Source organism: Chryseobacterium sp. JV558, from assembly GCF_033712365.1.
Taxonomy (GTDB): Bacteria; Bacteroidota; Bacteroidia; order Flavobacteriales; family Weeksellaceae; genus Chryseobacterium.
The window spans coordinates 136,326-155,080 of sequence record NZ_WJHU01000004.1 but is presented as its reverse complement, the minus strand read 5'-3'; the positions used below and the strand labels follow the sequence as shown (position 1 = coordinate 155,080).

Below are 18,755 nucleotides of genomic sequence, written 5' to 3'. Positions count from 1 at the left end.
ATATAAACGGAAAAAGGCAAATTTGCAGGTAGCAGATTTGCCTTTTTTATGATTATTTCAAAATTTCTTTCAGAAACATCAGGGTATGATTCCAGGCTCTTTTCGCCATGGTTTCATTATAATCCGGTGATTTCGGATCTGTGAAAGTATGTTTTGAGTGGGCGTAAGTGATAATCTGCCAGTCGGCGTTTCCTTCATTCATTTCTTTGATGAGGTTATTGTAATCATCAGGAGTTACACTTTTATCATCAGCAGGATTTTCAACCAGAATTTTCGCAGTTAGTGCTTCGTTTTTTCTGCTCTGATCCCTTGCAAGGCTTCCATGGATAGAAATCACTCCGGCAACAGGTAAATGACCTCTGGCTGATTCTAATGCTCCAGTACCCCCAAAACAATAGCCAATAACAGCTGTTTTATCAGAAATAGCTCCGTTTTTCTTCAGCTGTTCCAAAGCCAGTGCAATTCTTTTCTGGTATTCGTTGTAATTCTGTTTGTAATATCCTGAACTTTTGGCCGCGGATTCATTGTCTGCCGGAATTTTTCCTTCGCCATAAATATCAGCGATAAAAGCAATGTAACCTTGTTTTTCAAGTTCAAGAGCGGCTGTTTTAGCTTCCTCATCAATCCCTTTCCAGGCTGGAAGAATCAGAACTCCCGGAAGTTTCTTTCCTGCATTGGAAGTGATAAGACCATTCAGTTTCTGTGCGCCGTCCTGATAGGAAACAGTTTTAAGTTTCTGACTGAAAAGGGTTCCTGAAGCCATAATCATTGTGGTTAATAAGATGGAACGTATCATAATTAAATGTTTGTGAATTGTAAAAACAGATTAAAATTAAGAAAATATTCAAAAGAGTTAAACCTCAATTCCAAATTTTTTCAGTTCCTTCGTTAAGTCGGTATCCGGAAAAACGTGAATGGTAATGAATCCCAGTGACTGTGCCATATCGATATTCTTTGGATTATCATCAATGAAAACAGATTCGTCAGCCTTGATATTGTATCTTTCTAACAGCACTTGCCAGATTTTAGGGTCTGGTTTTATCAGCTTTTCTGTTCCGGAAACCACTATTTTACCCTCAAATATCTGGAAGAAATCATAGTTTTCCAATGCGTAAGGAAAGGTTTCTTCAGACCAATTCGTGAGTCCGAACAGGTGATAATCCGTATTTTTTAGTTTTCTTAGCACCTCTACGTTTTGTGGAATATCACTTTTCAGCATGACGGTCCAGTTGTCATAGAAAGCCCGGATCTCTTTTTCCCATTCAGGGAATTTTTTTATCTGGATTTCTGTTCCTTCAGCAAGACTTCTTCCTCTGTCCTGTTCTACATTCCATTCATCCTGAGCAATATGTTTCAGGAAGTATTCCATTCTTTCGTTATCGTTAAAATAATCTTTGAAAAAATATCTCGGATTCCAGTCCATAAGAACGCCTCCGAAATCGAAAATAATGTTCTTGATTTTCATATTAATTGATATTGTTGTAAATCAACTTATTAAGGTTTTTTTTAACTTTTGCCTTTCCTGTCAATATTGGTAAAAACGGAGTCATAGTATGGTTTACTCTGGTCTGTAGAACCGATACTGCCCATCTTCATAATAAGCATTGATATGCTGAAGTCCATTGGTCAGGATGATTTCCCGGGCTCCGATAATAGAATTATATCTGGCCGTCTGTTCGAATGTTTTTTCCGTTAATTTAATCTGTGGTGCTTTGCATTCGATCAGAATAATAGGTTCTGTTTTCTCTGTAACCAGAAGGTCAACACGTTTGGTAAGCCCGTTCAGGACAATCTTTTTTTCGGTGATCAGGGCTGATGTAGAATAGGATTTTACAGTAAGGTAATAGTGTATCCAGTGCTGTCTTACCCATTCCTCAGGAGTGAGCAGAAGATAAGTTTTACGAACCAAATCATAAATAAAAAACTTATCTTTGTCTTTCTTGAATTTAAAATCAAAAGTTTCCTGAAAATTCAGTTTTGGAAGTTCCATTAATAAGATGAAAGAATTAGATTTAATCCTCAAAAATATTAAAAATAAAGAAGTTTTACCTATTTATTTTTTCCACGGAGAAGAAGCTTACTTTATTGATGTCGCTGTAAAAGCCCTTGAACATAACTTTTTGGAAGAAGATGAAAAAGCTTTCAACCAGACAGTTACTTATGGAAAAGATACTTCTTATCAGGAAGTTCTTTCTCTGGCCAGACAGTTTCCCATGATGGGAGACAAGCAGGTGATTATCGTGAAAGAAGCTCAGGATTTACGATTCAATGAAGAGGAAAACAGAATTCTGGAATCTTATGTAGAAAACCCTGTTCCTTCTACAGTATTGGTTTTCGCACACAAGCACAAAAAACTAGACAGCAGAAAAAAGGCAGCTAAAGCTTTAGATAAAGCCAAAACTCTTTTCCTGAGTGAATCTGTGAAGGAAAACAATCTTCCCAAATGGATTTCAGATGAATGTGCGAAACGTAAAATCAATACAGCGCCTAATATTTCCCATCTTCTGGCAGAATATCTTGGTAACGACCTGTCCAGAATTGTGAATGAACTCAACAAATTAAAGATTATTCTTAAAGAAGGGGAAGTCCTTGACGGAACTATTGTTGAAAACCATATCGGAATCAGTAAAGAGTATAATATTTTTGAACTTCAAAAGGCTTTGGGGACCAAAAATGCCAATACTGCTTTTAAAATTGCCCATTTTATGGGAAAAAATCCGAAGAATAACCCTTTCGTCATGATGCTGGCAAGCCTCTACAATTACTTTTCAAATGTTATCATCTATCAGACGATGGCTGGGCAGTCTCCACAGACCATAGCATCTCAGATGGGTGTAAATCCATACTTCATTAAAGATTATGCGGAAAGTGCGAGACTTTATCCTCTAAAACATGCTACAAGAGTCATTTCTATTCTACGTGAGTTTGATATGAAAGGAAAAGGACTTGGAGCTGTGAATATGGGAGAAGCTGAGCTGATTAGGGAACTGGTGTATAAGATTATCAATGTAGATAAGATTAAGATGAAAGTGTGATGAGAATGCGAGATACGAGGTAACGAGTTGTGGGATATGAGGTTATAAAATTGTTAAATTTTCGTACCAAATCCCTCCTGAATCCCAATAATTCAAACTTTGGACCCGAACCACGGAACTCGAATCCCGAGCCTCACAACAATTACCATCGAAATTCAACATATCAGATATTGACAAGTATCATTAAAATAACTTTAAGGAGAAATTAAAAATTCCGAAATTAGCGGTCTTAATTCAAATTAAATCTTTTCGAACAAAGTAAATTATGGAGCAAAACATTTTAGATTGTGTGATCGTTGGATCTGGGCCTTCTGGTTTCACCGCTGCTATCTATGCAGCAAGAGCAGACCTTAAACCTGAATTGTATACAGGTTTGGAGCCAGGCGGACAATTAACGACAACCACAGAGGTGGATAACTTTCCAGGGTATCCAGCTGGGATTACAGGTCCTGAAATGATGATGGATCTGCAAAAACAGGCAGAAAGATTTGATACCAAAGTTCATTATGAAATGATCACTAAAGCTGAATTCTCTAAGGAAGTTGGCGGTGTTCACAAACTATATGCAGGAAACAAAGAAATTCTTGCAAAAACAGTTATTATCTCTACAGGAGCTACTGCAAAGTATTTAGGGCTTGATGATGAAAAAAAATATGCAGGAGGTGGAGTTTCAGCTTGTGCTACATGTGACGGATTCTTCTACAGAGGAAAAGATGTTGTGGTAGTAGGAGCAGGAGATACAGCAGCTGAAGAGGCTACTTACCTTGCCAAATTGTGTAAAAAAGTAACACTATTGGTAAGAAAAGACGTTTTCAGAGCTTCAAAAGCAATGATTCACAGAGTGGAAAATACTCCGAATATCGAAGTGAAATTTCACCATGAATTAATCGGGATTGAAGGAGAAAACAGCCTTGTAGAAAGAGCAGTAATCATCAACAATCAGACTCAGGAGAAATCTACAGTAGATGTTGAAGGAATCTTTATTGCAATTGGCCACAAGCCGAATACGGATATCTTCACAGGTCAGATAGATCTTGATGAAAACGGATATATCTTAACAGAAAAAGGTTCTTCAAGAACAAATCTTCCGGGAGTATTTGCTGCTGGAGATGTTCAGGACCATATCTACAGACAGGCTATTACAGCTGCCGGAAGCGGGTGTATGTCTGCAATGGATGCAGAAAAATATCTGGCTGAATTACACTAATAGTATTCAGCTTATACAATACAAAGCGTGCCTGATGGGTGCGCTTTTTTCGTTTTCCATCTATCTGAGTGTTTTTGCACGTCAAGCAGCTTTTTATTACTATCTGCAACATCAGTATGAGATAAAATCTTTGCACCTTATAGTAAGTGTTTTTAGGATTACTTGTGCCTTTGCGTTTTCCAACAAAAATATTTCTCCATATCCAATGAAAAATTCATGAAATATCTAATGAAAACATTAATATATTTGTGAAACTGTAAAGTGATACTGATTTGCATTCCATTTACATCAACTTAAAAAAACGAATAAAAAATGAAAAGAGTAACTGCCATTGGAGGCATCTTCTTTAAGTGTAAAGACCCGGAACAAGTAAACGAATGGTACAAAACTCACCTTGGGTTGCCAACCAGCCCATACGGAGCTAAATTCGACTGGAAAGAGGCTGATTCTGATAAGAAAGGTTATACGCTGTGGAGCCCTTTCAAAGACTCTACCCAATATTTTGAACCTTCTTCAAAAGAATTCATGATCAATTACCATGTAGAGAATATTGAAGCATTAGTAGAGGAACTAAAGAAAGAAGGTGTAACGGTACTGGACGAAGTGGCAACATATGAATACGGGAAATTTGTACACATCCTCGATCCGGAAGGAAACAAGATAGAATTGTTTGAACCGGCAGGGGAGTAAAAGACGGAAAAGGCTGTAATTGATAACATGCTACTAACTATATGTAAAGTTTATCATTCAGAGCAATACAAATTGAAGCGTGGAATCTAAAGTATTTCAATAAATTTAGATTCTTATGGAATGACATAAGCTTACCCGCAACGTTTGTCATTCCGTAAGAATCCAGTGTGAATAACTCAGAAGAAATATGGTTGTAAGAAATGAGAAACCATACAAAATTCTGACAGAAGTAATACCTATTTTCCCTGCTGGGAAGGAAGGCGAAAATTCAAAAAAATTTTGACGGGATGGCTTTCGCAGCATAGTTTTCCACATTGTCACTGACTGCGTCGAATCTTCGATTTCTGACGAAGGAAGAATCTTATTTTTGAGGTAATTCTTCGTCAAAATTAAAGTTTTGCAACATTTCTGTAATTTTAATCTAAAATGTAAATCTTCTTCTCTTTAAGATTGAATCCCAGTTTTTTACCCAGCCAGTTGATACTCGTTTTGCCTTCATAAATAAGACCTTCCACAAAAGCGACTTTAGGCTTTTCAACGGTAGCAAAAGGGGTAGAAATAGAGCCAATATCACCTATATAAAACTTGGTTATCAGATCGGGATTGAATTCACTTTTCTTTTCCATTACTTGCAGGGTCTCTTTTTTGATGGCTAGTGTATTCATCAGGTTTTCATTCAGCCAAAAAGAATCTTTACCAGAGCCGGAATCCAGAAGAACATTGATCTTGTATGTATTGTTTAATAGCACATAAGTAGTAATATCCATGGACTGGTCTGCGTTGGTAGACAACTGGATATCCATCACTTTCTTACTGCTCAGTTTTTCTTTTGGAAAGACAAGCTCGTTGGTAGTATAATCAATGATAAACTCTGTGTCATAAAGCATTGGAAGGGAAATCAAGCCGTCAATTCCTTTGATCTCCATATCATGCGTGGCATACCATGTGTTTTTAAACTTTTTACCATTAAAAATAATTTCTTTCGATTTGAATAGGGGAATAGTCATTTTCTCGCCTGTTGCCCTGAAAGCTGTAAGGTAATTATAGGTTTCTTTTGGGCCCAGGTCTTTGGAAAAGTTTCTCAGAAAAAGATTAATTCCTCCTCCGGTATCGAAGATGAAATTTCCCTTTTTGCCATCTACTTCAGCCCCTACAATCAGATGGCCGGATGGAAGAACAGACATAGGCATTTTCTGGGCAAATGCCATTGAGGAAAAAGCTAGAGAAGCAGTAACAATCGTACTTTTAATAAAAGATTGAGTAAACATTTGAAAATAGTGTTATTAGTTTTTAGTTCTGTTATAGAGTGATTTGAATCTTTACAAATATACTTTATTCTCCGGATACTTGTATAACATCCTGGAGGGTGCATGTACGGTCTTCAGCCACTTTGGAAGGTGTTCTACTTTATAAAGGGGATAAAGGATTTTTTGATGGTACCTGGTGAAAAAACAATTTGGCTCTTCTTGTATACTCGTTTAAGGGCAAGTTGTTTATCTTCCTGAAAAATATTCCTACCTGGAGTAAAATTCCTAAATTTAGCTTCTAATCGAAAACAAAAATGGAAACAAAAGTCATCAAAATAACGCACGTTACCGGAACCTACATCATTGAGGCTCCCGCCGGAAAACTTAATGATCTGAAAAGCCAGCTAGACAAATGCCTGAACGATGAGCAGGGTGCTATTGTGGTAAAAGGAGAAGACGGGGATCAGTTTGTATATCCATCCGATTTTTTAAAAAACAGCTTCATTACAATCGTAGACAGAGAATAGGTGATGTGTTCGGTGAAAATAATTCCCTTGATTTCTAGTCTATTATTAAGTTTTGTTAAAATTTATGTGGCAAAAGTTTTGCAGAAATTAAAAATCGTTCTATATTTGCACCACTGAAAACAACGGTATAGCCGGAGTTTAAGGAGAGATGGCAGAGTGGTCGATTGCGATAGTCTTGAAAACTATTGACTGTAACAGGTCCGGGGGTTCGAATCCCTCTCTCTCCGCAAAAAAGTGAATCCTGTACGATATTCGTACAGGATTTTTTGTTTTGTAAATTAACCGAAGAAATTTATTGGAGCAAAGCTATATCTTTAAGTGGGACAAAATAAAATAATTTAATTTTTTAAAACTAAAAGTATGCGAATAGCTTTTACAGGTTCACATAGAGTCGGAAAAACAACTTTGGCGGAGGAAATAGCTGAAAGTTTACCTGACTATGAATTTATAAATGAGCCTTATCTTCAACTTGAAGAGCAAGGATATTTGTTTTCAGAAATACCAACTTCGGATGATTACATTGAACAATTCAATTTTTCTGTAGAACAAATAAGAAATAGTGATGACAACGTGATTTTTGACCGTTGCCCGTTAGACCTGCTGGCGTACATTTATGCAATAAACAAAAAGAAAAATATATCTGCTCTCTACGAAGAAATGACCAACGCAATTGCTGGGATTGACCTCTTGGTTTTTGTGCCCATAGAAACTGTCGATATAATAATCTGTCAGGAATCAGATTTGCCTGATCTAAGACACGAAGTCAATGATATTTTGCTAGACTGGATTGGAGATTTTAGCAATGAAATTCTAGTAGTAACAGGAACTCTAGCTAACAGAAAAAAGCAAATATTGGATAAAATAATCAATCTGGAAAAATAGATAGCTTGTATCTTTATGGACGTAGAAACGATAGCATTCTGACCTTGCTGAAAATATTCATAAATGCTATTTCGGGTTTCATCATAAAAATCTACTTTTGTAACCAACAGCATAAAAATTATCATAACTGATAATGTTGTTTCCTCAAAAACTAATTAAACCATGAAAATGAACAGAACTACACTGTATTTGTTTTTACAAATACCACACTCTTTTTTTTCCTGTAACTTAAAACAACAGTAAGTCCTCAAAATTTCTTCAGGGCTACAAGTAACATCTGCAAAATTCTTTTTAAAATCAATGCTTATTCATTGATTAACATTTCTGTTTCTCTATGAATTTATTTGATTCTGAAGAATTGTTGGTATTCAGATGACTTATTGTATGGAGTTTGGAAACCATGTAAACGAAGCGGAACCGAAAAGCTATATGAGTAGGAAAATATCATGAAAATTAAAATATGAGAAAAATACTTTTATTATGTGTATTCATTAGTTTGCACACCTTTGCTCAATGTTGGCAAAGTCTCAGTGCTGGAAATGAACATTCAGTAGGAATCAAAACAGACGGATCATTGTGGGGATGGGGAACTAATTTTTCAGGAGAGCTAGGTGACGGAACCTCAATGGGCAGAAATGCACCACGCCGAATAGGAAAAGTTACAGATTGGAAAATTATCAGTGCCGGAGGTTACCAGACTTTCGCCATTAAAAATAACGGAACATTGTGGGCATGGGGACGTAACGAATATGGACAGCTGGGAGATGGAACTACCGCTACAAAAAATATCCCAACACAGATTGGAACAGATACGAATTGGAAAAGTGTCAGCATAGGGGAAGACTTTTCGGTAGGAATAAAAACAGATGGAACATTATGGACATGGGGACGTAACGATTCCGGGCAATTGGGAGATGGGACTACCGCTACAAAAAAAATCCCAACACAACTCGGAACAGGTACAGACTGGCAAAGCGTTGATACCGGCTATAAGTATGTATTAGGAATAAAAACAGATGGGACACTATGGGCATGGGGCTCTAATAGTTCCGGACAATATGGAGATGGAACAAACCTTTCAAAAAAAGTTCCCACGCAAATAGGAGCAGATACGAATTGGAAAAGCGTTGATGCTTCAGATAATTATTCACTAGGTCTAAAAACAGATGGTACCCTTTGGGCATGGGGTCAGAATATTTATGGGCAATTAGGTGATGGAACTAACCTTTCAAAAAAAGTTCCGACTCAAATAGGAACGGAAACTAACTGGCTATATATAGGGGCTAAAAATGGGGCTGCATTTGCAACAAAGACAGATGGAACTCTTTGGTCATGGGGATATAATGCTTTTGGACAACTTGGAAATGGAACTGATACAACAAATGCCGCATTACCACCTATACAAGTAGGTTCTTCTTCAGACAATCTTCAGATTTATGTTGGAAAAAATCATGTTCTTGTAAAGAATATTGACGGTACTTTTAAATCTTGCGGGCAAAATAGTTTAGGTCAGTTAGGAGATGGTACTAATGTTGAGAAAGATACGTTTGTCGCTATTGCCTGTCCTGAAGTTTGTATTCCTCCAACACAATTTTCAACAGCTAATATTACTTCTGCAACAGCTACTATTACCTGGACGGCAGCCACTCAAGCGCCTGGTATAGGTTATTTGTACATGTATAGCACAAATCCTGCAATGAGTGGAAATAATGGAACTACTACTTCTACAACGGTAAATTTAACCAATTTACTGCCTGCCACCACTTACTATTGGTGGGTGGCTTCTGATTGCGGATTTAGCCAGGCAGTTTGGCTGTCTGGAGGTTCTTTTACTACACTTCCTTCCACTGAACCCGGCTGTTGGCAAAAGGTGAGTGCCGGTCTTTATCATTCCATAGGATTAAAAACAGACGGAACATTATGGGGCTGGGGAGATAACTCTGATGGAGCGTTGGGTGATGGAACTACTGTAAACAGAAATATTCCCACACAAATAGGAACCTCTGATAACTGGGTGAAAATAGCTGCCGGGCTTTCTTATTCAGCAGGCATAAAAGCAGATGGAACCCTTTGGACATGGGGTTGGAATTATAACGGGCAATTAGGTGATGGAACTACAACCCAGAGGACGGCTCCAATACAACTAGGAACAGATGCAGACTGGGTAAATATGGCAACTGGAGATGGTAATATGGCAGCTATAAAATCTGATGGTACCCTTTGGGCTTGGGGAAATAATAAGAGTGGGCAATTAGGAGATGGCACAACAGTAAATAAAACCTTACCTATACAGATAGGAACCGCAACAGACTGGCTAAGTGTAGCATCCAAAGGCAATCATACTCTTGCCATAAAAACAGATGGAACGCTTTGGGCCTGGGGGGATAATAAGAGCGGACAATTAGGAGATGGCACAATAGTAAATAAAACCTTACCTGTACAAATAGGAACAGCTACGAATTGGAAAACTATTGATGGAGGAAGAATTCATTCCATGGGAATCAAAACAGATGGAACAATCTGGGCCTGGGGAGATAATAGATGGGGACAATTGGGAGATGGCACAACAGTGAATAAAACCCTACCTATACAAGTAGGAACCGCAACAGATTGGCGAAATTTTAGCAGTGGTACTAATGGGTCCACTATAGCGATAAAAACAGATGGAACGCTTTGGACATGGGGATATAATGCCTCAGGACAATTAGGAGACGGCTTTACAGCGCACAGATCTACCCCAATGCTTATTGCAACTGCCACCGACTGGCAAAGTATCTCAGCAGGAGGTCAAAATACACTGGCTATAAATACTAATGGACTTTTAGCGATCTCTGGTTATAATAGTGAAGGACAGATCCCTGATGGCACAGATATTCAAAGGACAATTTTTACGCCTGTTGGCTGTCCTGCAAGTAATGTAGTGGTTGATGTAGTTTCAGCAAGGAAAAGTTTAGCTCCAACAAAGGCAGAACAGCTGAAAGTCTATCCAAATCCGGTATATGATGTCCTGACAGTCTCATTGGATCAGAAAATTCTTTCAGTAATGGTTTACAATACAGCCGGAAAACAGGTACTTACCAAAGCAATTAATGATACTAAAGGAACAGTTGACTTTTCTACTCTGTTACCAGGTGTTTATCAGGTGATAGTACATTCGGAGAATGATACTGTAAAAACTGTAAAAGTAATCAAACGCTAAGCATATCATTACAGAAATTCAGTAAAGAATTTACCAGAATAATGCTCTTAGGAAAGCTCATCGGGTAAATAATGGAATCTCCACAAAATAAGCCTTGAATCATTTGATTCGAGGCTTATTGTATTAAAGTATATCTTATTATCCCAATGTACAAATCAATATTACTTGGGCTGATTAAACATATACCGCGAAATTTTCCAACTCCCGTTTTCATTTTTCATCAGGAAAAATTCTCTGTTTAATTCTTCCGTTTTCTGATTGTTGGCATGTATAAGCTGTGTTCCGTTTGATTGCGTACGGACAAATGCAGTACTATCATCCGATAATACAATTTCTTCAATCTTGAACGTTACATTAAGCTGGATAGCCTTGAATACATTTTCATAGGCCGTTGTAAGTTCTGCTGTTCCTGCTGCGGTCGACAGTCCGGTTGGCATAAAAATACCATCAGATGTATATTGGCTAACTGCCTGTTCTACATTCGATTTGTTCAGGGCATCAAAGTAAATGCCTAATGATTTTTCTATTTCTATTTTTGCTGTTTTATTTTCCATTGTTGCCGAATTAATGGTTGTTGAATTATTTTGTTTCTGCTTTGTTGCCTTTTGACAGGCTGTTAAAATTAATAACAGTGCTGCTAATGTGGTGATTCCTTTCATAAAGCAAACGTTTTATTCTTTGGTTGGGTTAAGGGCGTTTTTGGCTTCCTCTAGGGTTACCGTTTTACCCAATCTACCATATTCATGCAGGTCACCAAATACTTCAATGCGGATAGACTGATTGATGCTTCCTATGTGCAGTGGTTCAAAACCGCTGTCGGTAATCAATTCTTCAACATATTTATTGCTGTTGATACTGTCTGAAGCGTAGAAAAGAACTTTTCTTTCAGGTTCTGAAAATGCAGCTCCAGATAAAGAGGCAGCTCCCAATGTTCCGAATGCTTTGATAAAGCTTGCATCTTTTGGAATTAAAGGTAAAAGAATCTGGCCGGCAGAAGTATCTTTATCAATAATCTTTTTAAATCCTCCGTTTTCATCCGGGGCAATAGGATTAGAGACATCTACGATAATTTTCCCCTTCAGTTCTTCAGCATATTGTTTTAGAAACTCTTTGATCTTATCAAAATAAATTGAAGGAATAATCACATCTGCTTGATCAATTGCCGTGGAAATTTCTTCCGCACTGGCAAGATCACCCAGTTCTCCAGCAAAGATTTTCGCCTTTTCAATTTCTCTTGAGGATACGATAACCGGATGGCTGCCTTTTACAAGATTAGCGGCAATAGCTTTGCCGATATTTCCTAAGCCTATAATGGCAATTTTTGTTTTTGGATTTTTTGTGTTCATTGCTTTGTTTTAAAAAATTGTTTGTCAATATTGACTTTACAAAGTTGCAATGAACTGTTATTTGCTGCCTATAAGATAGGATAAGAAATACCCTTAATATAGATTAAGGGTACAGGTATTTTTTAAATCGTTCGTTCTTTATTTTACTCAAAAATTCGGCAGTAATACCTAGATAGGAAGCGATTTGTGTATTAGGTAGTCTGTTTGCTAAATGAGGATATTGACTGATAAAACTTTCATACCGTTCCAGAGCAGTGGTACTGAATGTTTGTAATAAGCGGTCCTGAAGTTCAATGTATTTATTTTCAATAATTACACGAAAATTTCTGTCAAATTTTGGATAATTGGTATATAAAAACCATAAATCCCCTTTGGAAATCTGCAACACTACCGATGGCTCAATGGCTTCAATAAACAGTTTGGAAGATATTTCTTTGTGAAGACTGCCAATATCTGAAATCCAGTCATCTTCTGTTGCAAAAGCAAGATTATGCTCCACACCCTTATCATCCACACCATACATTTTGAAGCAGCCGCTTTGCACGTACGTAAAATACTTGCATACATCTCCTTCCTGCAAAAGAAACTGTCTGCGTTTAATTTTCCTTTCTGTTACACGGTCTTTCAAAGCCTGTATTTCTTCATTGTTTAAAGGAAGATACTTTTTAAAATGATTGATGATATTTTCCAAATGATGGGTGTTATTACTATTCAAATATACAAAATGAGACAGTATAGCTGTGATGAGGTATTTACTTTAGGAATACCATCTCTTTTTCATGTACAAGCTTGCTCTTACTAGTAATATGAGTACAGGAACTTCTACAAGAGGGCCAATTACTCCTACAAAAGCCTGTGGAGAATGAAGACCGAATACAGAAATAGCAACCGCAATAGCCAGTTCAAAATTGTTTCCCGTAGCGGTAAAGGAAATGGAAGCATTTTTATCATAAGGAATTTTTAATGATTTGTTGATAAGAAAGCTTACAAAGAACATCAAAACAAAGTAGATGATTAACGGAATTGCTACTTTTACCACAACGATGGGTAGCTCCAATATTTTAGACCCTTTTAAGCTAAACATCAATACGATGGTAAATAGCAGCGCAAATAAGGTAACAGGAGATATCTGAGGTATAAATTTTGTGTTGTACCATGCTGTACCTTTTGATTTTATCAAGAAATAACGGGTGAAAAAACCTGCTAAAAAAGGAATTCCCAGGTAAACGAGTACACTTTCTATAATATCTTTCATAGAGATACTTACATTAAAACTGGTGAGACCCAGCTGATGGGGTAGTATTGTAGTAAACAGCCAGATCATAAAGCTATAAGTAAATACCTGAAAAATACTGTTTAAAGCAACCAATAAGGTTGCATATTCTCTGTTGCCCCCGGCGAGATCATTCCATACGATGACCATTGCAATACATCTTGCCAGACCTATCAGTATCAGACCTGTCATATAATCTGGTTCATCTCTTAAAAAGAGAATTGCCAAAATAAACATCAGAACCGGTCCGATGATCCAGTTGAGAAATAAGGAAATACCTATTACTTTTTTATCTTTAAATACCAATGGTAAAAGAGAGTAATCAACCTTAGCCAGTGGTGGATACATCATCAGAATAAGCCCTGCTGCCAATGGAATATTAGTAGTACCTACGGATAATGAATTGATCATATCAGGGATGGCAGGGAAGATACGTCCTAGACCAATACCTGTGCCCATCGCCAGAAATATCCATAAAGTAAGATAGTTATCATGAAATTTCAATCGTGGCTTCATGATTACTTTCTGATTTTTGAAAAAACATAAAACATTTCTGTGGCAACCTGTAAGCTTCTCTCAGCGTATATGACGGTTTGTTCCGGAGTATTGTCTGAAAGCTTAGGATCTTCAAACGTAATCGGAATTCTTTTCTCTGCACCCGGTATAAACGGACATCCACCATCTGCCTGTGAACACGTCATGATTGCAGCAAATCCTGAAATAGGATTGAAGTGGCTATCATATTTTTTGGAAAAACCAATGACAGGCATGCTATTGTTATCATATTTTACAGCATACACAGGATTGTCTGTTTCAGCCAGGCTGAAAACCGCAAAACCCTGCTCAGTCAAGGTTTCCGCAATCTTAGGAAATAAAGCTGTTATTTCCGTTCCTCCGGAATAACAATGAACTCTAGGAATTGTAAAATAAGCCGCCGCCGCTTGCGCCCATATCTGAGCTAAATGGCTTCGACGTGAATTGTGGGTACAGATAAAGTTTAGATTGATTTCTTCATCCTCAGTTACTTTTTTCTGGATAAAATCCATTAGTGGCTGAAGTACTTTTCTTCGATCTGTGGTTATTTCTGTCCAATGTAAAGATTGGATTGTGTTTAATAATTTTTGAAGCATAATTTCCTGTTTTATGAGCAGCAACCTGAAGCCGGTGTGCAGCAAGATGATTGATTTACCATTAATTCAGATAGATTTTTCTTTTGTTTGTCAGACGAAATTCCACAAGATTCCTGAGCAAGGCAGGTTGTGGTCTTGTTTTTTAAAACAAAGGTTTTACCATTGAAATCCAAATCATATTTACCGATTGTTTCATTTTGATACTCAACCTCAATGTCTGAATTTTCTATTCCTAATTTTTCCTCTGAAAGCTTGATAATGTGCAGCAATTTACCAGGCTTCAATCGGTGTTCGTAGTCGTCAGCATTCCACAGTTGGAAGTTGATAGCTTTTTCATTGCGAATTACACCCCCACAATCGATAAAGCTTTTCATTACCTGACCTATTTCTGTTACATGGAAATGCTCAGGAACAAAAGTGCCGTTTTCTAATTGAAATTCCACATTTTCAAGGGTAAGCAGAATTTCTTTGACTTCGGATAATTTCATAATAAGATTAAATTTTAGATGTTAAATTTTTCAATGTTATATTGCAATATTACGATGATTTTGATTAAAAAAATGCTTTAACAGCATTGTTTTATATTGACATCCTGATTAAAAAACAGGTTGAATTCATTTTGAATCTGCTTCCATATACTTTCATTAATGCAGTAGCAAATAGATTTTCCTTCAATTGAGCCTTTAATGATATTAATATTTTTCAGTTCTTTTAAATGTTGAGAGATGGTAGCCTGAGCTAAACCAAGTTCTTCAACCAGATCATTACAAATGCATGCCTTTTGATTGATGATATACTGTAAAATTGCTATTCTGGCAGGATGCCCCAAAACTTTAAAAAGAGAAGACAATCTGTTCTGCTCTTCAGTGTAGATTTCTGTTTTAGTAACTCCCATTATTTTGATTTTAATATTGCAATATTACGATATTAAATTAATAAGACAAAAAAAATGTTATTTTTTTATGAATAGAATTCGATGAGTTGAAATATGAGACAAAAAAGATGAAGCTTATTTCTGCTTCATCTTTTTATCTGTTGTTATGGTAAACTAATCTTTTTACCTTGTTCCGGGAAAATATAATTTACTTTTAAAGGATTGTTTTTCAATAGCTCTTTTTTGATAAGTTCAGGATTATCTCCTGTTGGTTTTCTATGCGTAACTACTATGCTAAGTCCCTCAAGGCTGTTTTGTCCGGTTTTTTCTTTCAGTTTGCTCAGTTCTTCAATAAGCAGATTAGGAGTAAGGTGGCCAAACAGTAAATGCTCAGGCTGGCTGTTTGGGAATGAAACTTCAATGAGTATTGTGTTTAGCTGTCCTTTTTTAACAAGTGGAGCTATTGTACTCCAAAGATGATCAAGACGGTCAGACTTTTCAATGCGGTCAGCACCAGTGTCACCCAGATAAAGCAGATAGTGATCATCTCTTCTTACCAGTGCAGCACTGCTTTTATAAGGGTTTACATGGCTCAGTTCATAGCCTGTTATAAAAAACGGAGTTTTAGGTGCAGGGATTTCAGTTCCTACCTGAAGTTCATTATAATGATATTTTCCAAGGATCGGTTTTTGGCCCTGATCGGCAAAATTAATCCAGGTATCTGTGATAAAGTAATGATTTTGCAAAATCTGAATCACAGGAGCTATAGCGAAAATATCCTTTTTAGAATCTGCCGGAGAATTGATGATTAATCCTGATAAATGATCCAAATGCCCATGAGATACAAAATATCCTTTTATCTGATCTTTCAGGACTGTTTCTGCAGATCCGTCAAGACTTTTCAGTTGAATAGCTTTTCGTATTCCTGCATTTACAGTACCGGCATCAAGGCAGAGAAATGCATTGTCTTTCGGAGCACCTACCAGATAGGCTGATAAATTGTCTTCCTGCTCTCCACCATAGATCCCTAAGGGAATGACATCAAAATTTTGTGCCTGACAAACAATATTCAGAAGTAGGGCCAATAAAGAAACTGCTGTTTTTTTCATAATACTTAAACTGGAAACCATCCTTTACTTGATGGACAGAGCAAATTTACGCTATTTTTTGGCGATTGCCTTTCTGTTGTATTAAGAAATGGTGCATAATCAGGTTAAGTATTTAAAAGTCTGGCTCAACGGTATTTCAATATAAATGAATAAAGCCCGCTGAATAATCAGCAGACTTTATCTATTGGGAAGATTATTTTATTGCGGTTGCTGCTGCGTTACACAGTGTACCATTCCGCCATTGGCAAATAAGTTACGGCAGTCTATTCCAACAACCTGTTTACCGGGATACAGCTTTTGGATAATATTGTTGGCAACGGCATCATTTGGATCATTATAATTAGGCACCAATACACGGTTATTCGCAATATAATAATTGATGTAAGAAGCACGGCCTACATTTTTTCCGTAAGTGGTTATCACATCATTTCTGGTCAATGGAACTTTTACAAACTGATAAGGAGTACCGTTTTTCGTGGTAGCATCATATAATTTATCAATGTCGCCATCAGGAACCTGCCAGTAGTTTAAATCATCAGGATTCATAGTGATCATCGTAGACGAATTTGCAAACCGGGCAAAACCGTCAATGTGCATATCGGTGATATCAAGACCTGCTTTTCCATTCAGCCAGATAAATTTAGTGACTCCTAAATTTTTTTTGAATATGGCTTCTGCCTGCTGTTGGGTCATCCCCGGATTTCTATTGTTATTAAGGATGGAGCTTTTACAGGCCATCAACACTCCGTTTCCATCAATTTCCACACTTCCGCCTTCATTGATCATCACAGAGTTGAGGTTGATTTTAGGAACATTGGTATCTGAAGCTATTTTTGAAGGAATTGCATTACATCTGCTATAATCAGCTTTGTCACCCCAGCCATTAAATCCCCAATCCTGAATGAATAACTGGCCATTCTGATCCTTTACATAAATAGGACCGTTATCTCTTACCCAGAAATCATCTGTCTGATAAAGTTTGAAATTGATATTGGTAAGAGGAACTCCGGCACTGTTTAGTAACCCTGTAATACGAGCTTTTTCTGTACCGTCATAAGCGATGATATGAACTTTTTCACTCTGTACAAGTTCTTTGGTCATGGCTACCCAGGTTGCATCCAATCGGTTGCGGTAAGTTGTTCCATACTGATACTGGTGGGGCCATTGAAGCCAGGTTCCTTCGTGTGGAGCAGATTCTTCCGGCATTTTGTAAACTACAGTTCCAGTATTTGCTGCATCTGGAGTTTCTACCGGGTCTGTCTGAGAGCAGGACAGTAAAAGAGCTGGTAATAACAGGAACATGATTTTCTTTTTTTGCATAATTGATCTATTTTTAACAGGGCAAAATTAGATCGATAAAAATGTGAAAACTTGTCCCAAATTGACAACTTACTTCAAAGGCAGTAAAATATACATAAGTTGTTCTTCCTGATTATCATTCTGTTCAGCATGCCTTTCGTATTTTTCTATAATAGGAGAGTGCGAAAATTCAAGACCGGAATTAAAGATCCACCGGGAATAGATTTTAGTGTAGGTTTCATCTATAGTTTCATAGCTGCCGGTATGGCTAAAACGGGCATATTTACCCCCGAATATTGTTTTTGAAGGTAGTTTCTTGTTTCCTGACTGTACAGAAGCACATGCATCATACCGGCAGTTGATTTCCGTTTTAATCAATGGTTCGTCTGCTATAACTCCAAAATATTCTGTTTTGGAGTCAGGAAAATCGTTTTGCATGAAGTTTTCCCACAATACTTCAATTTCATCATTGTTATAATACGTTTTAATACTTTGGTAGTACACCTGCAGCGGTTTGAGATATACAATTTCCGGTTCCAGCAATACATCAGATGTTACCGGAATAATCTCATCTTCACAAAGAAGCTGTTCCTTACTTAATCTTGCTGCTTTTGGAGAAATTCCGAAATGCTGTTTAAAAGCCTTCGAAAAAGAAGCAATATTGGCAAATCCTACTTCAATAGCAATTGTGGTGAGATTTTCCTGGGTATAAAGAATCCGCTTATAGGCATTTTCTACCTTCAGTCTTTGTTGGAAAGCACCTATGGTTTCTCCGCAGCTGTACTTAAAAATGCGCTGGATATTCCGGTAAGAATAATTGGAAATTTCTTCCAGTTCCTTTACAGAGACGGCTTGGTCATAATTCTTTTCCATGAAATTGATGACTTTGTAAATACAGTTCAGGTTGTCTTCCATAAGCTTTGAAATTTTCAGAAAT

20 protein-coding genes and 1 tRNA gene are annotated in these 18,755 nt (G+C 37.1%); 7 read left to right on the top strand and 14 right to left on the bottom strand.

Annotated elements, in window-relative coordinates:
• Positions 1 to 52: 52 nt before the first annotated feature.
• The 3 genes from GFU89_RS15185 to GFU89_RS15175 all read right to left on the bottom strand — a co-directional run bounded on the left by GFU89_RS15185 (position 53) and on the right by GFU89_RS15175 (position 1,990).
• Positions 53 to 796: a dienelactone hydrolase family protein gene (locus tag GFU89_RS15185; protein ID WP_318847934.1), complete on the bottom strand. Its 744-nt coding sequence runs from the start codon at positions 794 to 796 to the stop codon at positions 53 to 55.
• A gap of 57 nt (positions 797 to 853) precedes the next feature.
• Positions 854 to 1,465, bottom strand: a complete 612-nt coding sequence (locus tag GFU89_RS15180; protein ID WP_318847933.1) for an HAD family phosphatase — start codon at positions 1,463 to 1,465, stop codon at positions 854 to 856.
• Between the two features lie 93 nt (positions 1,466 to 1,558).
• On the bottom strand, positions 1,559 to 1,990 hold the full coding sequence (locus GFU89_RS15175; RefSeq protein WP_318847932.1) for a type I restriction enzyme HsdR N-terminal domain-containing protein: 432 nt from the start codon (positions 1,988 to 1,990) through the stop codon (positions 1,559 to 1,561).
• Between the two features lie 7 nt (positions 1,991 to 1,997).
• Here GFU89_RS15175 and holA point away from each other — a divergent pair, with 7 nt between their 5' ends.
• The 3 genes from holA (at position 1,998) to GFU89_RS15160 (ending at position 4,932) form a co-directional block, all read left to right on the top strand.
• The gene (gene holA / locus GFU89_RS15170) at positions 1,998 to 3,035 is read left to right on the top strand and encodes a DNA polymerase III subunit delta (protein WP_318847931.1); all 1,038 of its coding nucleotides are present in this window, start codon (positions 1,998 to 2,000) and stop codon (positions 3,033 to 3,035) included.
• A gap of 265 nt (positions 3,036 to 3,300) precedes the next feature.
• The gene (gene trxB / locus GFU89_RS15165) at positions 3,301 to 4,242 is read left to right on the top strand and encodes a thioredoxin-disulfide reductase (protein WP_318847930.1); all 942 of its coding nucleotides are present in this window, start codon (positions 3,301 to 3,303) and stop codon (positions 4,240 to 4,242) included.
• 312 nt (positions 4,243 to 4,554) lie between these two features.
• Entirely contained in the window at positions 4,555 to 4,932 is a 378-nt protein-coding gene (locus GFU89_RS15160; RefSeq protein ID WP_142716357.1) for a VOC family protein, read from the top strand.
• A 416-nt stretch (positions 4,933 to 5,348) separates the two neighbouring features.
• Here GFU89_RS15160 and GFU89_RS15155 read toward each other — a convergent pair whose 3' ends face one another.
• Positions 5,349 to 6,200 (bottom strand): hypothetical protein, encoded by an 852-nt coding sequence (locus GFU89_RS15155; RefSeq protein WP_318847929.1) that lies wholly within the window; start codon positions 6,198 to 6,200, stop codon positions 5,349 to 5,351.
• Between the two features lie 293 nt (positions 6,201 to 6,493).
• On the opposite strand from GFU89_RS15155, the gene GFU89_RS15150 reads away from it, so the two are divergent.
• From GFU89_RS15150 to GFU89_RS15135, 4 genes are all read left to right on the top strand, one after another.
• Positions 6,494 to 6,706, top strand: a complete 213-nt coding sequence (locus GFU89_RS15150; RefSeq protein WP_318847928.1) for a glyceraldehyde-3-phosphate dehydrogenase — start codon at positions 6,494 to 6,496, stop codon at positions 6,704 to 6,706.
• A gap of 142 nt (positions 6,707 to 6,848) precedes the next feature.
• Positions 6,849 to 6,933 (top strand) — tRNA-Ser (locus GFU89_RS15145).
• A 133-nt stretch (positions 6,934 to 7,066) separates the two neighbouring features.
• On the top strand, positions 7,067 to 7,588 hold the full coding sequence (locus GFU89_RS15140) for an AAA family ATPase (protein WP_318847927.1): 522 nt from the start codon (positions 7,067 to 7,069) through the stop codon (positions 7,586 to 7,588).
• A gap of 460 nt (positions 7,589 to 8,048) precedes the next feature.
• Positions 8,049 to 10,787 (top strand): T9SS type A sorting domain-containing protein, encoded by a 2,739-nt coding sequence (locus GFU89_RS15135; protein ID WP_318847926.1) that lies wholly within the window; start codon positions 8,049 to 8,051, stop codon positions 10,785 to 10,787.
• Between the two features lie 161 nt (positions 10,788 to 10,948).
• On the opposite strand, the gene GFU89_RS15130 is transcribed toward GFU89_RS15135, so the two are convergent.
• The 10 genes from GFU89_RS15130 to GFU89_RS15085 all read right to left on the bottom strand — a co-directional run bounded on the left by GFU89_RS15130 (position 10,949) and on the right by GFU89_RS15085 (position 18,733).
• Positions 10,949 to 11,446 carry a nuclear transport factor 2 family protein gene (locus GFU89_RS15130; protein WP_318847925.1) on the bottom strand — a complete coding sequence of 166 codons (498 nt, stop codon included), beginning with the start codon at positions 11,444 to 11,446 and terminating at the stop codon, positions 10,949 to 10,951.
• 12 nt (positions 11,447 to 11,458) lie between these two features.
• Positions 11,459 to 12,133 (bottom strand): NADPH-dependent F420 reductase, encoded by a 675-nt coding sequence (locus GFU89_RS15125; protein ID WP_318847924.1) that lies wholly within the window; start codon positions 12,131 to 12,133, stop codon positions 11,459 to 11,461.
• Between the two features lie 103 nt (positions 12,134 to 12,236).
• Positions 12,237 to 12,848 (bottom strand): Crp/Fnr family transcriptional regulator, encoded by a 612-nt coding sequence (locus GFU89_RS15120; RefSeq protein WP_318847923.1) that lies wholly within the window; start codon positions 12,846 to 12,848, stop codon positions 12,237 to 12,239.
• A gap of 42 nt (positions 12,849 to 12,890) precedes the next feature.
• Positions 12,891 to 13,922, bottom strand: coding sequence for an ACR3 family arsenite efflux transporter (arsB, locus tag GFU89_RS15115; protein ID WP_318847922.1), 1,032 nt, complete (start codon positions 13,920 to 13,922; stop codon positions 12,891 to 12,893).
• A gap of 2 nt (positions 13,923 to 13,924) precedes the next feature.
• Entirely contained in the window at positions 13,925 to 14,536 is a 612-nt protein-coding gene (locus GFU89_RS15110; RefSeq protein WP_318847921.1) for a protein-tyrosine-phosphatase, read from the bottom strand.
• 11 nt (positions 14,537 to 14,547) lie between these two features.
• The gene (locus GFU89_RS15105; protein ID WP_318847920.1) at positions 14,548 to 15,024 is read right to left on the bottom strand and encodes a DUF6428 family protein; all 477 of its coding nucleotides are present in this window, start codon (positions 15,022 to 15,024) and stop codon (positions 14,548 to 14,550) included.
• Positions 15,025 to 15,101: 77 nt separating this feature from the next.
• Positions 15,102 to 15,431, bottom strand: coding sequence for a metalloregulator ArsR/SmtB family transcription factor (locus tag GFU89_RS15100; protein ID WP_318847919.1), 330 nt, complete (start codon positions 15,429 to 15,431; stop codon positions 15,102 to 15,104).
• 143 nt (positions 15,432 to 15,574) lie between these two features.
• Positions 15,575 to 16,519, bottom strand: a complete 945-nt coding sequence (locus tag GFU89_RS15095) for a 3',5'-cyclic-nucleotide phosphodiesterase (protein ID WP_318847918.1) — start codon at positions 16,517 to 16,519, stop codon at positions 15,575 to 15,577.
• A 198-nt stretch (positions 16,520 to 16,717) separates the two neighbouring features.
• A complete protein-coding gene (locus tag GFU89_RS15090; protein WP_318847917.1) occupies positions 16,718 to 17,839 on the bottom strand; it encodes an agmatine deiminase family protein in 1,122 nt (373 codons plus the stop codon).
• Positions 17,840 to 17,908: 69 nt separating this feature from the next.
• Complete coding sequence (locus tag GFU89_RS15085) at positions 17,909 to 18,733, bottom strand: AraC family transcriptional regulator (RefSeq protein WP_318847916.1); 825 nt, start codon at positions 18,731 to 18,733, stop codon at positions 17,909 to 17,911.
• Positions 18,734 to 18,755 lie beyond the last annotated feature (22 nt).

Coding starts and splice junctions, on each gene's coding strand:
- GFU89_RS15105 (WP_318847920.1), bottom strand. CDS start 15,024: ATGAAATTATCCGAAGTCAAAGAAATTCTGCTTACCCTTGAAAATGTG.
- GFU89_RS15175 (WP_318847932.1), bottom strand. CDS start 1,990: ATGGAACTTCCAAAACTGAATTTTCAGGAAACTTTTGATTTTAAATTC.
- trxB (WP_318847930.1), top strand. CDS start 3,301: ATGGAGCAAAACATTTTAGATTGTGTGATCGTTGGATCTGGGCCTTCT.
- GFU89_RS15160 (WP_142716357.1), top strand. CDS start 4,555: ATGAAAAGAGTAACTGCCATTGGAGGCATCTTCTTTAAGTGTAAAGAC.
- GFU89_RS15140 (WP_318847927.1), top strand. CDS start 7,067: ATGCGAATAGCTTTTACAGGTTCACATAGAGTCGGAAAAACAACTTTG.
- GFU89_RS15130 (WP_318847925.1), bottom strand. CDS start 11,446: ATGAAAGGAATCACCACATTAGCAGCACTGTTATTAATTTTAACAGCC.
- GFU89_RS15090 (WP_318847917.1), bottom strand. CDS start 17,839: ATGCAAAAAAAGAAAATCATGTTCCTGTTATTACCAGCTCTTTTACTG.
- GFU89_RS15125 (WP_318847924.1), bottom strand. CDS start 12,133: ATGAACACAAAAAATCCAAAAACAAAAATTGCCATTATAGGCTTAGGA.
- GFU89_RS15100 (WP_318847919.1), bottom strand. CDS start 15,431: ATGGGAGTTACTAAAACAGAAATCTACACTGAAGAGCAGAACAGATTG.
- holA (WP_318847931.1), top strand. CDS start 1,998: ATGAAAGAATTAGATTTAATCCTCAAAAATATTAAAAATAAAGAAGTT.
- GFU89_RS15095 (WP_318847918.1), bottom strand. CDS start 16,519: ATGAAAAAAACAGCAGTTTCTTTATTGGCCCTACTTCTGAATATTGTT.
- GFU89_RS15185 (WP_318847934.1), bottom strand. CDS start 796: ATGATACGTTCCATCTTATTAACCACAATGATTATGGCTTCAGGAACC.
- GFU89_RS15085 (WP_318847916.1), bottom strand. CDS start 18,733: ATGGAAGACAACCTGAACTGTATTTACAAAGTCATCAATTTCATGGAA.
- GFU89_RS15155 (WP_318847929.1), bottom strand. CDS start 6,200: ATGTTTACTCAATCTTTTATTAAAAGTACGATTGTTACTGCTTCTCTA.
- GFU89_RS15110 (WP_318847921.1), bottom strand. CDS start 14,536: ATGCTTCAAAAATTATTAAACACAATCCAATCTTTACATTGGACAGAA.
- arsB (WP_318847922.1), bottom strand. CDS start 13,922: ATGAAGCCACGATTGAAATTTCATGATAACTATCTTACTTTATGGATA.
- GFU89_RS15180 (WP_318847933.1), bottom strand. CDS start 1,465: ATGAAAATCAAGAACATTATTTTCGATTTCGGAGGCGTTCTTATGGAC.
- GFU89_RS15150 (WP_318847928.1), top strand. CDS start 6,494: ATGGAAACAAAAGTCATCAAAATAACGCACGTTACCGGAACCTACATC.
- GFU89_RS15135 (WP_318847926.1), top strand. CDS start 8,049: ATGAGAAAAATACTTTTATTATGTGTATTCATTAGTTTGCACACCTTT.